This is a genomic window from Catellatospora chokoriensis (genome assembly GCF_011297315.1).
Taxonomy (GTDB): Bacteria; Actinomycetota; Actinomycetes; order Mycobacteriales; family Micromonosporaceae; genus Catellatospora; species Catellatospora citrea.
In genome coordinates this window covers 80,060-92,804 of the sequence record NZ_JAAOTI010000021.1, presented here as the reverse complement: position 1 = coordinate 92,804, position 12,745 = coordinate 80,060, and the positions used below count along the sequence as shown (strand labels likewise).

Below are 12,745 nucleotides of genomic sequence, written 5' to 3'. Positions count from 1 at the left end.
TGAGAGTGCCGTTCACGTCGTCAGCGGAGGACGTCCGTGGTGATGCAGAGCTCCAATCCCGTGCTCACCCGTCCGATCGAGGCGCCGGTGGTGCTCGACCAGCGGCGCGGCCTGACCCTGGACGGCGTGTGCGGGCGCACGCTGGTGCTCATCGCCGTCACCGTGGCCTGCGCCGCCGCGGCCTGGAACCTGCTGCAGGCCCCGGCCTGGACCGGGATCGCCGTGATCGGCTCGACGCTGGCGACGCTCGTGCTCGCCCTGGTGATCACCTTCAAGCAGATCACCAACCCGCTGGTGATCAGCGGGTACGCCGTACTGCAAGGGATCTTCCTGGGAGTGGTCAGCCGGGAACTCGAGCAGCAGTTCCCCGGCATCGTCGTGCAGGCCGTCATCGGCACGTTCGGCGTCTTCTTCGCCATGGCCGCGCTCTACCGGGCCCGCATCCTGCGCGCCAGCAAGCGGTTCACCCAGGTGATCACCGGCGCGCTGCTCGGCATCCTGCTGCTCAGCCTGGTCGACCTGGCCCTGCGCCTCTTCGGCCGCGCCCTGCCGATCTACCAGGCCGGCACGCTGGGCGTGATCTTCGCGGTCATCTGCATCATCGTCGGCGCGCTGACCTTCGTCATCGACTTCGACCAGGTCGAGCGCGCGGTCGCCGCCGGCCTGCCACCCCGCTACGGCTGGTACCTGGCCTTCGGCATGCTGGTCGGCCTGATCTTCCTCTACTGGCAGATCCTCCGCCTCCTCAGCTACCTCCGCCGCTGAGCCCAAAGGAAGGGCACCTTCTTAACGGTTTCCGTAGTGGAAGGTGCCCTTGTTAGCGTTCCGAGGCGGTGAGCTGCGACTACTCGCGCTCGACATGGTCAGGTCAGCGGACGGGGCGGCCGGCGGCGCGCAGGGCGGTCTTGACCTCGCTGATGGTGACCTCGCCGAAGTGGAAGACGCTCGCCGCCAGCACGGCGTCGGCCCCGGCGTCCACGGCCGGCGGGAAGTCGGCGGCCTTGCCCGCGCCGCCGGAGGCGATCACGGGGATGTCGACCACGGCCCGGACCTCCTTGATCAGTTCGAGGTCGAAGCCCTCCTTGGTGCCGTCGGCGTCCATGGAGTTCAGCAGGATCTCCCCCGCGCCGAGGTCGGCGACGCGGCGCGCCCACTCGATCGCGTCCAGCCCGGCCGACTTGCGGCCGCCGTGGGTGGTCACCTCGAACCCGCCGCCGTCGGAGAGTCGCCGCACGTCCAGCGACAGCACCAGCACCTGGTTGCCGAAGCGGCGGGCGATCTCGGTGATCAGCTCCGGGCGGTGGATCGCCGCGGTGTTGACGCCGACCTTGTCCGCGCCCGCGCGCAGCAGCACGTCCACGTCGTCGACCGAGCGCACGCCACCGCCCACAGTGAGCGGGATGAAGACCGTCTCCGCGGTGCGCCGCACCACCTCGAGCATCGTGCCGCGCCCCTCCACGGAGGCGGACACGTCAAGGAAGGTGATCTCGTCGGCGCCTGCCGCGTCGTACGCCGCCGCCAGCTCCACCGGGTCACCGGCGTCGCGCAGGTCGACGAAGTTGACCCCCTTCACCACCCGCCCGGCGTCCACGTCCAGACAGGGGATGACCCGCACCGCGACACTCATGCGCTCGACGCTACCTGCCGACCCGCCGCGACGACCCGCTGGTCCGGCTCGTGGGACGCGGCGCGGCGCGGTGGCTCGCCGTCCACCGGGACCGCGGCCCGGCCGCCGCCGCTCGCCCCGAGCAGCACTCCCCCGATGACCAGCGCCCCGGCGATCACGTCGCCCGCCTGCAGCGGCTCACCCAGGAACAGCGCCGCCGAACTCATCCCGAAGAACGGGACGAGCATCGAGAACGGGGCCACCGTCGCCGCGCCGTACCGCTTGATCAGCACGCCCCATCCGGCGAACCCGGCCAGCGTGGAGATCCCCGCGATGTAGGCCAGCGCGCCCAGGCCCGACAGGTCCAGCCCGGACAGTGCCGCGCCGATCCGGTCCGGCCCCTCGAACAGCAGCGACAGCGCGAACAGCGGCAGCGTGGCCACCGCCGACACCCAGACCATGAAGCGCAGCATGTCGGGCGGAGCGGCCCGCCGCATCATGATGTTGGCGACGCTCCACGCCACGGCGGCGGCCAACACCAGCACGAACCCCTCCACCGGCCGGTCCGACCCGAGCCGGGAGGCGACCAGCCCGACGCCCGCCACGGCGACCGCGAGCCCGGCCCACTGGCGCGGTCCCGGCCGCTCACGCAGCAGCGCGACCGCGAAGACCGTGGTGAAGATCGCCTGGCTCTGCAGCAGCAGCGAGGACAGCCCGGCCGGCAGCCCGGCGGCCATGCCCGCGAACAGCAGCGAGAACTTGACCACGCCGAGCACCAGCCCGATCCCGAGGACCCACCGCCAGGGCGTACGCGGCCCGCCGATCAGCAGCACCGCCGGGAACGCGGCCAGCGCGAAGCGCAACGCGCCGAACAGCAGCGGCGGCATCTGCCCGAGGCCGACCTCGATCGCCACGAAGTTGCAGCCCCACGCGGCGGCGACGGCCACGGCCAGCATGATGTCCCTGGGTTTCATGAGCCGAGTCTCAGCCGGACAACCGTGCAGCACCAGCGAATAGTTCTTCAGTATTCGTTTAGAATCGCTACATGCTCGACATGGGACGCCTGCGCGCCATCGACGCCCTCTCCCGCCACGGCACCGTGCACGCCGCCGCGGCCGCCCTGCACTGCACGCCTTCGGCCGTGTCCCAGCAGCTGGCGAAGCTGGAGCGGGAGACCGGCACGGTGCTGTGCCACAAGGACGGCCGCGGGCTGCGCCTGTCCGACGCCGGGCGGCTGCTGGCCGAGCACGCCGCGCTGGTGCTCGCGGCCGCCGACACCGCCTCCGCCGCGCTGGACGCCTACCGCGGCGAGGTCGCCGGCGAGGTCACCGTCGCCTGCTTCGCCACCGCCTGCCGCGGCCTGCTGCCACCCGCCCTGACCGCCCTGACCACGGCGTATCCCCGCCTGCGCCCCCGCGTCCTGGAGACCAACCCGTACGAGGCGCTCCAGGCGCTCGACCGCGGCCGCGTCGACGTCGCCGTGATCGACGACTGGCGCGAGGTGCGCCTGCACCTGCCCCCGGGCGTCTCCTCGACCGTGCTCGGCGAGGACACCGCCGACCTGGTCGTGCCCGCCGACCACCCGCTCGCCACGGCTGGGCCGGGGCCGCTGGACCGGGCCGCGAACGAGCGCTGGATCGCCTCGCCGGAGGGCACCATCTGCCACGACTGGCTGGTCCGCGCCCTGCCCGGCCTGCGCCCGGCCTACCTGGTGGGCGAGTTCGAGACGCAGCAGGCGCTGGTCGCCGCGGGCCTGGGCGTCGCCCTGCTGCCCCGCCTGGCCCGCATATCCATCGCCCCCGGCACCGTGGTCGTCCCCGTCGACCCGGTCCCCACCCGCCGCGTCAGCGTCACCTGGCGCACCGCCCACTACCAGCGCCCCGCCGTCAAAGCCGTGATCGAAGCCGTGACCGAAGCCTGGTCCACCCGCACCACCGCCCGCGCCGGCTCCTGACCCCACCCGGCTTCCGATAGACGTTGGCCTATCACATCGCATATTCGATGATCGAACTCGATGTGATAGGCCAACGTCTATGCCAAAGCGGGTCAGGCGGCCAGCACCGCCAGCGCCTCGGCGACGGTGAACGCACCTGAGTACACGGCCTTGCCGGTGATGACGCCCTCGACGCCGATCGGTTCCAGCGTCGCCAGGGCGCGCAGGTCGTCGAGCGTCGACACGCCACCGGAGGCGATCACCGGAGCCGGGGTCGCGGCGCAGATGTCGCGATACAGCTGCAGGTTCGGCCCCTGGAGCATGCCGTCCTTGAGGATGTCGGTGACCACGTACCGGGCGCAGCCCGCCTTGTCGAGCCGCTCCAGCACCTCGTACAGGTCGCCGGCCTCCCGGGTCCAGCCGCGCGAGGACAGCACCCGCCCGCGCACGTCGAGGCCGACGGCGACCCGGTCGCCGTACTCGCCGACGACCCGGTCGCACCACGCCGGGTCCTCCAGCGCCGCCGTGCCGATGTTGACCCGGGCCGCGCCCGTGGCCAGCGCCGCGGCCAGCGACGCGTCGTCCCGGATCCCGCCGGACAGCTCGACCTTCACGTCGACCCGCCCGACCAGCTCGGCGAGCAGCGCCGCGTTGGAGCCCCGGCCGAACGCGGCGTCGAGGTCGACGACATGGATCCACTGCGCCCCGGCCGCCTGGAAGTCCAGCGCGGCGGTCAGCGGCGCGCCGTACGACGTCTCGCTGCCGGCCTCACCCTGCACCAGGCGCACCGCCTGGCCTCCGACGACGTCCACGGCGGGCAGCAGATCCAGGGCCATCAGGAACTCCTTCGATCGAAAGCGACGATCACGAACACGGGCAGGGTCAGCGTCAGCAGCAGGGTCAGCGCCAGGGCCAGCGCCGTCGACGGCACCAGCGTCCAGATCACGAACAGCGCCAGGGCGACCACGATGGCGACCCCGGCCCGCTCGGCCGCGCTGCGCCGTGCCGACAACCGGCCGGTACGACGTATGCGCAGTTCATACAGGCTGATCCGGCGCCAGAGGGCGCGACGCGCCAGGCGGCGGCCCGCCCGCCGCTCCTCGGCCGCGACGGCCTTGCGTGCGGCCGCCTCGCGCGCCTCCCGGCGCAGCTTGCGTTCCTTGCTCATGTGTCGTCTCCACCCCGGTCCCGCCGCAACGTCGCGGCGAGCCTAACGAGTGGGGTCACAGCGTGGCGATCCAGTTCCGCAGCACGCGTGCGCCGACCGCGCCGGACTTCTCCGGGTGGAACTGGGCGACCGCCAGCGGCCCCCGCTCCGCGGCGGCGACGAACGTCGCGCGCTCATGGGTCGACGTGGTGACCAGTGCGACCGCGTCCAGCTCGGCGTTGGGCGGCGCGGCGTACGAGTGCACGAAGTAGCAGCGCGCGTCGGCCTCGACCCCGGTGAACAGTGTCGAGCCCGCGGGCGCGTCGAGCAGGTTCCACCCCATGTGCGGCACCCGGCGCGCGGCCAGCCGGGTCACCGCGCCGGGCAGCAGGCCCAGGCCCTTGGTGACCACGCCGTGCTCGTCTCCGGAGTCGAACATGATCTGCGCCCCGACGCAGATGCCCAGCACCGGCCGCCCGGCCATGACCCGGTCGGCGATCACCGGCCCGGCCTGCGCGGCCTCGATGCCCGCCATGCACGCGGCGAACGCGCCCACGCCCGGCACCACCAGGCCGTCGGCCCGCTCGGCGGCGGCCAGATCGGCGGTGACGACCACGTCCGCGCCCGCCGCCTCCAGCGCCCGCTGCGCCGAGCGCAGGTTGCCCGACCCGTAGTCGAGCACCGTCACCTTCGGGCTCATGCCTTCTCCTCGCCGCGCTCGCTCACAGCACGCCCTTCGTGCTCGGGACCGCACCCGCGCTGCGCGGGTCGATCTCCACGGCGGTGCGCAGGGCCCGGGCCAGCGCCTTGAACTGGCCCTCGATGACGTGGTGCGCGTCCGGCTTCTGCCCCGGGCGGGACGCCCGCAGCACCGACACGTGCAGCGTGATCCGCGCGGTCTGCCCGAACGACTCGAAGATGTGCCGCGTCATCGACGTCGGGTAGACGGGGCCGCTGCCCGGGTTGATGTAGTCGGCGATGTTCTCCGGCTCGTCGTGCACGACGTACGGCCGCCCGGACAGGTCGACCGCGGCCTGCACCAGCACCTCGTCCATCGGCACCACCGCGTCGCCGTACCGGCGGATGCCCGCCTTGTCGCCCAGTGCCTGCGCGAACGCCTCGCCGAGGGCGAGCGCGGTGTCCTCCATGGTGTGGTGCGCGTCGATCTCCAGGTCGCCCTCGGTGCGCACGGTCAGGTCGAAGCCGCCGTGCCGGGCGATCTGGTTCAGCATGTGGTCGAAGAAGCCGACCCCGGTGCTGATGTCGCCGCGGCCCGTGCCGTCGAGGTCGATCTCGACGAGGACCTTGGTCTCCTTGGTGACCCGCTCGACGCGTCCGGTCCTGGTCATGCCGTCACCTCGCTGCGCCCGCCGACGACATGAGCCTTGAGCCTCATGATTCGCTCGCTCCGCTCGCTCATGCTGCCAACCCCTTCATAGCCGCCAGGAAGGCGGAGGTCTCTTCCTCGGTGCCCGCGGTGACGCGCAGCCAGCCCGGCAGGCCCACGTCGCGGACCAGCACACCCTGGTCCAGCAGAGTCTGCCAGGCGGCCATCTGGTCGGTGAACCGTCCGAACAGGACGAAGTTCGCGTCCGAGTCGGCCACGGTCCAGCCGCCCGCGCGCAGCTCCGCGACGATGCGGTCGCGCTGTGCCTTGATCGCCTCGACGGTGCCGAGCAGCACGTCCGCGTGCGCCAGCGCGGCGCGGGCGGCGGCCTGGGTGAGCGCGGAGAGGTGGTACGGCAGGCGCACCAGCTGCACCGCCTCCACCACCGCCGGGTGCGCCGCGAGGTAGCCGACCCGCGCCCCGGCGAAGGCGAACGCCTTGCTCATGGTGCGGCTGACCACCAGCCGCGGGTGCCGGTCCAGCAGCTCCAGCGCGCTGGGCGTGCCGGGGCGGCGGAACTCGGCATAGGCCTCGTCGACCACGACCAGGCCGCTCGTCTCGGCGAGCACCGCCTCGATCACCGCGAAGTCGAGCGCGGTGCCGGTCGGGTTGTTCGGCGAGCACAGCAGGGTCAGCGCGGGCCGGTGCGCCCGGACCTGCGCGACCGCGTGCTCCACGGTCAGCCCGAAATCCGCGTCGCGGCGACCGTCCACCCAGGTGGTGGCGGTGCCGACGGCGAGCAGCGGATGCATCGAATACGCCGGGCCGAAGCCCAGCGCCGTGCGCCCTGGCCCGGCGAACGCCTGGAACAGCTGCTGCTGCACCTCGTTGGAACCGTTGGCGGCCCACAGCTGCTCGGCGGTCAGCCCGTGCCCGCAGTAGGCGGCCAGGTCGGCGCGCAGCTTCACGGCGTCGCGGTCGGGGTAGCGGTTCAGGTCCGCGATCTCGCCGGTGATCGCCCGGCTCACCGCCCGCACGATCTCGTCGGGCAGCGGGTACGAGTTCTCGTTGGTGTTCAGCCGCACAGGCACGTCCAGCTGCGGCGCGCCGTACGCGCTGAGCCCGCGCAGATCCTCCCGCAGCAGCTCCTGCACCCACTTCGCGCTCATGCCACACCACTCTCGAAGCGGGCGGTCACGGCCTCGCCGTGCGCGGGCAGGTCCTCGGCGTTGGCCAGGGCCACCACGTGGTGCGCCACGTCGCGCAGCGCGTCCTGCGTGTACTCCACCACGTGGATGCCGCGCAGGAACGACTGCACGGACAGGCCCGAGCTGTGCCGGGCGCAGCCCGCGGTGGGCAGCACGTGGTTGGAGCCGGCGCAGTAGTCGCCCAGCGACACCGGCGCGTACGCCCCGACGAAGATCGCCCCGGCGTTGCGCACCCGCATCGCCCACTCGCGGGCGTCGCGGGTCTGGATCTCCAGGTGCTCCGCGGCGTACGCGTCCACCACGCGCAGCCCGTGCGCCAGGTCGTCGACCAGCACCGTGGCGGACTGCCGCCCGGACAGCGCGGTGGACACCCGCTCGCTGTGCTTGGTGCGGGCCACCCGCACCGCAAGCTCGGCGTCGACCGCGTCGGCCAGCGCGGGCGAGTCGGTGACCAGCACGCTGGCCGCCATCGGGTCGTGCTCGGCCTGGCTGATCAGATCAGCCGCGACGTGCGCCGGGTCGGCGGTGTCGTCGGCCAGGATCGCGATCTCGGTCGGACCGGCCTCGGCGTCGATGCCCACCACGCCGCGCACCAGGCGCTTGGCCGCGGTGACCCACAGGTTGCCGGGGCCGGTGATCAGGTCCACCGGCGCGCAGTCGTCGTGGGCGGGCAGCTCGCGTTCCGGGTCGGCGGTGCCACGGGTGCCGTAGGCGAGCATCGCCACGGCCTGCGCGCCGCCCACCGCGTACACCTCGTCGACGCCGAGCAGCGCGCAGGCGGCCAGCACCCGCGCGTCGGGCAGCCCGGTCGCCTTCTGCGGCGGGCTGACGACCACCAGGCTGGGCACCCCCGCGGCCTGCGCGGGGACCACGTTCATGACCACGGTCGACGGGTAGACGGCCAGGCCGCCGGGCACGTAGAGGCCGACCCGGGACACCGGCAGCCAGCGCTCGGTGACCGTGCCGCCGGGCACCACCTGGGTGGTGTGGTCGGAACGGCGCTGGTCGGCGTGCACCTTGCGGGTGCGCGCGATCACCTCCAGCAGAGCGGCCCGGACCTCGGGTTCGAGGGCCTGCTCGGCTTCCTTGATCGCTTCCGCCGGCACCCGCAACGCGGCCAGGTCCACCCCGTCGAGGCGATGGGTGGCTTGCTTGACCGCCTCGACGCCATGCTCGCGCACCCCGTCGACCAGCGGGCGGATCTGCTCCACCGCCTGGCTGACGTCGATCTGGGCACGGGGCAGCAGGTTGCGTGGATCGATGTCACGTCCACGCAGGTCGATACGGGTCAACACCTCCCAAAGTCTACTGGCGCAGGCACGCGGGCCGGTGTACGCGCCCAGGCACTGGGACAGTGACCCGGACCACTGAGTCATGGCCAACGGCTACCGGGGCGGACTCTGCCCGTGGACACACTCCGGCGTTAGGCTCACCTGATGACCGGGACGCTGCCGCTGTTCCCGCTGGGCACGGTGCTCTTCCCGGGCCTGGTGCTGCCGCTGCACATCTTCGAGGAGCGCTGGCGCACGCTGATGCGCAACCTGATGGAGCTGCCCGACGGCACGCCGCGCGAGTTCGGCGTGGTCGCCATCGAACGCGGCCTGGAGGTCATGCCCCCGCCGCACGACGGCGTCGCCACCTCCGAGGTCGTGGTGCACGAGGTCGGCTGCGTGGCACAGCTACGCAAGATCACCGAGCTGCCCGACGGCAAGTTCGACATCGTCACGGTCGGGGCGCGCCGGTTCCGCATCACCGGTTTCGTGCCCAGCCCGCACCCCTACCCGGTGGTCGGCGTGGAGTGGCTGCCCGAGCCCGCCCCCGACGAGCTGGCCGACCAGCTCGCGCCCCGGGTGCTGGCCGCGTTCCGGGAATACCTGAGCGTGCTGCGCGGCGGGCCCGACGACCAGCTGCCCGACGACCCGACGGTGCTGTCGAACCTGGTCGCGGCCAGCGCGTCACTGACCGTCGGCGACCGTCAGCAGCTGCTCAGCGCGCCCGACCCGGCGACCCGGCTGCGCCACGAGCTGACCATGCTGGCCCGGGAGACCGCACTGCTGCGGGAGGTCCGGGCGGTGCCGGCCCAGCTGTCTCAGCTCGGCCCGGCGCCCGCGATGAACTGATCGTCGTCGTGGTCGGCCCACTCCTGCTCGTCCTCGTGACGGCGCAGCGAGGGCCACCGCGACCAGGCCGCCGCCAGCGCGTATGTGACCACCGCGCCGAGCGCCGGGATGAGCAGGACACCGCCGATCGCGTACGGGAAGAAGCTCAGCTTCTTCACCGCGCGCAGGTCCACCGGCCGCTGGACCAGCGTGTCCACCGGCGCGTTGGCGAGCTTGTCCTGGTAGGCGGCCAGCCCGATGTCGTGGCCCAGCCACCACGCCGCCCAGCCCGCGACCAGGGTGCCCAGCAGCAATCCGGCCAGCTGGATCGGTCCCCGGCGGGCGGGCAGCAGCGCCCAGGCCGCGATCGCGCACAGCATCCCGAACCCGAGGCCGAGCAGCACGAACCAACCCTCCGCCGCGGCCAGCTGCTCCGGCTCGGTGGAGGTGTAGACCGCGCCCTCCTCGACGATGCGCAGCGGCAGGGTCGGCGCGACCGCGTGCCACAGCAGCCCCAGCCCCAGCCCCAGCACGGCGATCACGACCGCCAGCGCCAGCGCCCAGAGCACGTCCGCGCCGCGGCCGCCGCCCGGCGCCGACACGGGCCGGCCCGGCTCGATCGGGCCGTGGTACTGGGATGTGTCGTCGGAAAGCATGTTCGAACCGTAGTCCCCTCAGCTGTGGCCGGGTCCGCGCCCGGGCACGATGGGCGGGATACCTCCCTTCGTGCCCTGCTGCGATAAGTTGTCCAGACCGATCGCCGAACGCGGGAGCCGCAATGATTTCACAGGAACGGCTGCAGGAGATCGCGCGGCACTGGGCCGTCGCCGAGACCCTGCGCCGCGGCTACCCGTGCGAGCCGCGGCTCACCGAGTTCCCCGGCGGCTGGGTCGTCTGGTCGCCGCGCCCGGCGGACGGAACGGTGCCCGAGCCAGGCAGCGGCGAGACCGTGATCATCGATCGGGAGACCGGTGCGCTGACCGTCGTGCCCGGCCTGCCGCCCCAGGTCGCCATGAGCCGGTACACCGGCCCCGCCGCGACGGCCCAGGCCGCATACCCCGCGCCGCCGCTGCCCGTCCCGCCGCCCGGCGCCGTCAGCACGATGCCTCCGCCGATGCCCCCGCTGCCGCCCACGACCTCCGGCGCGGCCGACCCGTTCGCGCTGACCCCCGGCCCGCCCCCGCCGAACGCCGCCCTGGTGTCCTCCCCGTTCGGCCCGCCCCGGCTGCCCGCCGACGAGCAGGCCCGGCGCGCGAACGCGCTCGCGGCGCAGCTCGCCCGGCTCAGCGGCCGCCCGCCGGCACCCCCGCTCCCGCAGGTCGTGGCCACCCTTGAGGTGGTCGGCCGGACGTTCCAGGCACTCGGCCACACCGTCGACGCCGAGCCCGTCCATCACCCCGCCGTCATGCAGGCGCTGGCCGCGATCCCGCCCGGCAGCCGCACCCGCGGCGCGCACCGGCACCCCGACCTGATCGTCGTGTCCAAGGCGCTGTTCGAGCTCGGCGGCGCCGAGCACGCGGACACCGCCTGGGCCGCCCGCCAGCTCGCCGGGGCCACGCTGCGGCTGCACCTGCTGCGCGAGGGCACCGCCTCGGACAATCCCGCGCCCGCCGCCGCCTGCCACACCTGCGGCACCGTGCTGGTCGCCCTGGGCCTGCCCGGCGAGCCGCCCCGCGACCTGGTCCGCCCCGAGCCGCCGCAGCGCGGCGTGGCCGGACGGGCGGCGCTGCGGGCGATCACCGCCGAGGCGGTGGCCGCCACGATCGCCGTGCCCGGCGTGCGCCACCGCCTGCCCACGCTGCCGTTCCTGATCGACCTGCTGGAGCCGTACGCCCCGTTCCACCCCGTGCTGCAGAGCCAGCCCGGGGCGGCGCAGCGCGTGGAGTCGTTCACGCTGGATGTCTGGACCCGGGAGCAGACCGCCGACACCCTCGGCGACCTCGCCGAACGCCTCGGCGCACCGCTGTTCCCGATCGGCGGCGAGGCGGGCGGCCTGCACTCCATCCTCGCCGTCGACGAGCGCCACCGCGTCTTCGCCGTCGACCACGCCGGAGCCTGGTTCCTCGGCCCCACCCTCGACGACGCCCTGCAGACCCTGCTCATCGGCCGTTCCACCCCACGCGTGCGGGACACCGGCACCTGGTGATCAGGCGGGCGGTTCCAGGGTGCCGTCGTCGCGCACCCGCGGCATCGGGTGGCCCTGCAGCAGCACGACGAACGCGGTGTCCAGATCCGGGCCGGCGTACCACTCACCGGCCTGGTCGAGGACCCAGACCTGGCCGTTCGCGTCCACGGCGATGATCGCGTCGCCGGCCTGCTCGGCGCCGATCGGGGCCAGTTCCGTGCCGATCACCCGGCCGAAGTCGGCCAGCGAGGCGGCTGTCGCGCCGACCAGGTCGCCGCCCAGCTCGAACGGGCGCACCCAGTGCGCCACCCCCGGTCCGCGGCGCACCGAGACCAGGTACGGGAACTTCTCGATCGCCGCCCGCAGCGGCTCCAGCGGCGGGTGGCCGTACTCCCCCAGCGCCCGTACCGACAGCTCGGCCCACTCGGACGCGGACACGATCCGCCCGTCCAGCCGCAGCGGCACGTCCCAGCCGCCCGCGGCCAGTGTCGCCGCGACGTCCGGAGACAGGTTGGCCAGCGGCCCCGGGATACCCGTCGGCGGCGCGACCGGCTCGACCGGCCCGACCGCGGCGGAGGCGGGCGCGAGCCCGAAATGGATCCAGGCGGCCAGGCAGGTGTCGCACGGCCCGGCCGGGGTGCCCGCCAGCGGGTCGCCCGGATCGCGGATCAGGGTCAGCCGCAGTTCCTGCACCTGCTGCGCGGCAGCCCGCACCTGCGCGATGCCGAGGCCGGGCTCGCCGCGCGACACCGCCGCGTGCTCCAGCTCGTGCAGCCAGTCCGACAGCACGATCAGCTCCGCATGCCGCCGGGTGCCGCGCACCAGCGAACCCGGCGACTGCACCGCCAGCCACTTGACCACCAGCGGGTGATGGTGGAGCACCTGGTCGCCCTTGGCCCCGGTGGTCTCGCGCGGCAGGCCGTCGCCGGGCACCAGCCGCACCGCGACGCCGGGCGCGAACCCGCCGCCGAGCCGCCGCAGCGCCGCCGCCGGATCCGCGGTGACCTGGGCAGCCGGCTCCTGCTCGGCGCGGTGCTGCCGGTGCAGGCGGCGTACGTGCTCCAGCGGCACCGACGGGTACGTGCTGACCCGGGCGTCCTGCCGGTCGATGACCAGCCGCGCGCCCGCGCCGGGCTCCGGCGGGCCGTCACTGTCGGGCAGCGTCCAGACGATGAAGCACTCTGGGAACTCGGCGACGTACGGCCGGTGCGTGCCGCCCGCCCCGCGGGCCAACTGCTCGGCTACTCGCTGCGCGTCCTGAGCGGTGACGGTCATCGGAGTCCCTTCCTGCCTGATCCGG

Annotated in this window: 14 protein-coding genes; 4 read left to right on the top strand and 10 right to left on the bottom strand. The window is 73.7% G+C overall.

Annotation, left to right across the window (positions count from 1 at the left end; translation table 11 throughout):
* Window positions 1-42 precede the first annotated feature (42 nt).
* Entirely contained in the window at window positions 43-765 is a 723-nt protein-coding gene (locus tag HAV39_RS28055; protein WP_191842248.1) for a Bax inhibitor-1/YccA family protein, read from the top strand.
* Window positions 766-868: 103 nt separating this feature from the next.
* Here the strand turns inward: HAV39_RS28055 and hisF are convergent, their stop codons facing one another.
* Window positions 869-1,627, bottom strand: a complete 759-nt coding sequence (hisF, locus tag HAV39_RS28050; protein WP_191842187.1) for an imidazole glycerol phosphate synthase subunit HisF — start codon at window positions 1,625-1,627, stop codon at window positions 869-871.
* The gene (locus HAV39_RS28045; protein WP_191842186.1) at window positions 1,624-2,580 is read right to left on the bottom strand and encodes an EamA family transporter; all 957 of its coding nucleotides are present in this window, start codon (window positions 2,578-2,580) and stop codon (window positions 1,624-1,626) included. Before HAV39_RS28045 ends, hisF begins: the two co-directional genes overlap by 4 nt.
* A gap of 71 nt (window positions 2,581-2,651) precedes the next feature.
* Here HAV39_RS28045 and HAV39_RS28040 point away from each other — a divergent pair, with 71 nt between their 5' ends.
* A complete protein-coding gene (locus HAV39_RS28040) occupies window positions 2,652-3,560 on the top strand; it encodes a LysR family transcriptional regulator (RefSeq protein ID WP_191842185.1) in 909 nt (302 codons plus the stop codon).
* A gap of 92 nt (window positions 3,561-3,652) precedes the next feature.
* On the opposite strand, the gene priA is transcribed toward HAV39_RS28040, so the two are convergent.
* From priA to hisD, 6 genes are all read right to left on the bottom strand, one after another.
* On the bottom strand, window positions 3,653-4,375 hold the full coding sequence (priA, locus tag HAV39_RS28035; RefSeq protein ID WP_191842184.1) for a bifunctional 1-(5-phosphoribosyl)-5-((5-phosphoribosylamino)methylideneamino)imidazole-4-carboxamide isomerase/phosphoribosylanthranilate isomerase PriA: 723 nt from the start codon (window positions 4,373-4,375) through the stop codon (window positions 3,653-3,655).
* A complete protein-coding gene (locus HAV39_RS28030) occupies window positions 4,375-4,707 on the bottom strand; it encodes a hypothetical protein (RefSeq protein WP_120316091.1) in 333 nt (110 codons plus the stop codon). The genes priA and HAV39_RS28030 overlap by 1 nt, the downstream gene beginning before the upstream one ends.
* 55 nt (window positions 4,708-4,762) lie before the next feature.
* On the bottom strand, window positions 4,763-5,386 hold the full coding sequence (hisH, locus tag HAV39_RS28025; RefSeq protein WP_120316092.1) for an imidazole glycerol phosphate synthase subunit HisH: 624 nt from the start codon (window positions 5,384-5,386) through the stop codon (window positions 4,763-4,765).
* 22 nt (window positions 5,387-5,408) lie between these two features.
* The gene (gene hisB / locus HAV39_RS28020; protein WP_191842183.1) at window positions 5,409-6,035 is read right to left on the bottom strand and encodes an imidazoleglycerol-phosphate dehydratase HisB; all 627 of its coding nucleotides are present in this window, start codon (window positions 6,033-6,035) and stop codon (window positions 5,409-5,411) included.
* Between the two features lie 67 nt (window positions 6,036-6,102).
* A complete protein-coding gene (locus HAV39_RS28015) occupies window positions 6,103-7,182 on the bottom strand; it encodes a histidinol-phosphate transaminase (RefSeq protein ID WP_191842182.1) in 1,080 nt (359 codons plus the stop codon).
* A complete protein-coding gene (hisD, locus tag HAV39_RS28010; protein ID WP_191842181.1) occupies window positions 7,179-8,516 on the bottom strand; it encodes a histidinol dehydrogenase in 1,338 nt (445 codons plus the stop codon). The genes HAV39_RS28015 and hisD overlap by 4 nt, the downstream gene beginning before the upstream one ends.
* A gap of 141 nt (window positions 8,517-8,657) precedes the next feature.
* Here hisD and HAV39_RS28005 point away from each other — a divergent pair, with 141 nt between their 5' ends.
* Complete coding sequence (locus HAV39_RS28005) at window positions 8,658-9,341, top strand: LON peptidase substrate-binding domain-containing protein (RefSeq protein ID WP_120316095.1); 684 nt, start codon at window positions 8,658-8,660, stop codon at window positions 9,339-9,341.
* Here the strand turns inward: HAV39_RS28005 and HAV39_RS28000 are convergent.
* On the bottom strand, window positions 9,311-9,976 hold the full coding sequence (locus HAV39_RS28000) for a hypothetical protein (RefSeq protein WP_191842180.1): 666 nt from the start codon (window positions 9,974-9,976) through the stop codon (window positions 9,311-9,313). The two genes, HAV39_RS28005 and HAV39_RS28000, sit on opposite strands and share 31 nt — an antisense overlap.
* A 122-nt stretch (window positions 9,977-10,098) precedes the next feature.
* Between HAV39_RS28000 and HAV39_RS27995 the strand changes: the two genes are divergently transcribed.
* Window positions 10,099-11,466 carry an SUKH-3 domain-containing protein gene (locus HAV39_RS27995; RefSeq protein ID WP_191842179.1) on the top strand — a complete coding sequence of 456 codons (1,368 nt, stop codon included), beginning with the start codon at window positions 10,099-10,101 and terminating at the stop codon, window positions 11,464-11,466.
* Here HAV39_RS27995 and HAV39_RS27990 read toward each other — a convergent pair whose 3' ends face one another.
* A complete protein-coding gene (locus HAV39_RS27990) occupies window positions 11,467-12,720 on the bottom strand; it encodes an SUKH-3 domain-containing protein (protein ID WP_191842178.1) in 1,254 nt (417 codons plus the stop codon).
* Between the last annotated feature and the right edge of the window lie 25 nt (window positions 12,721-12,745).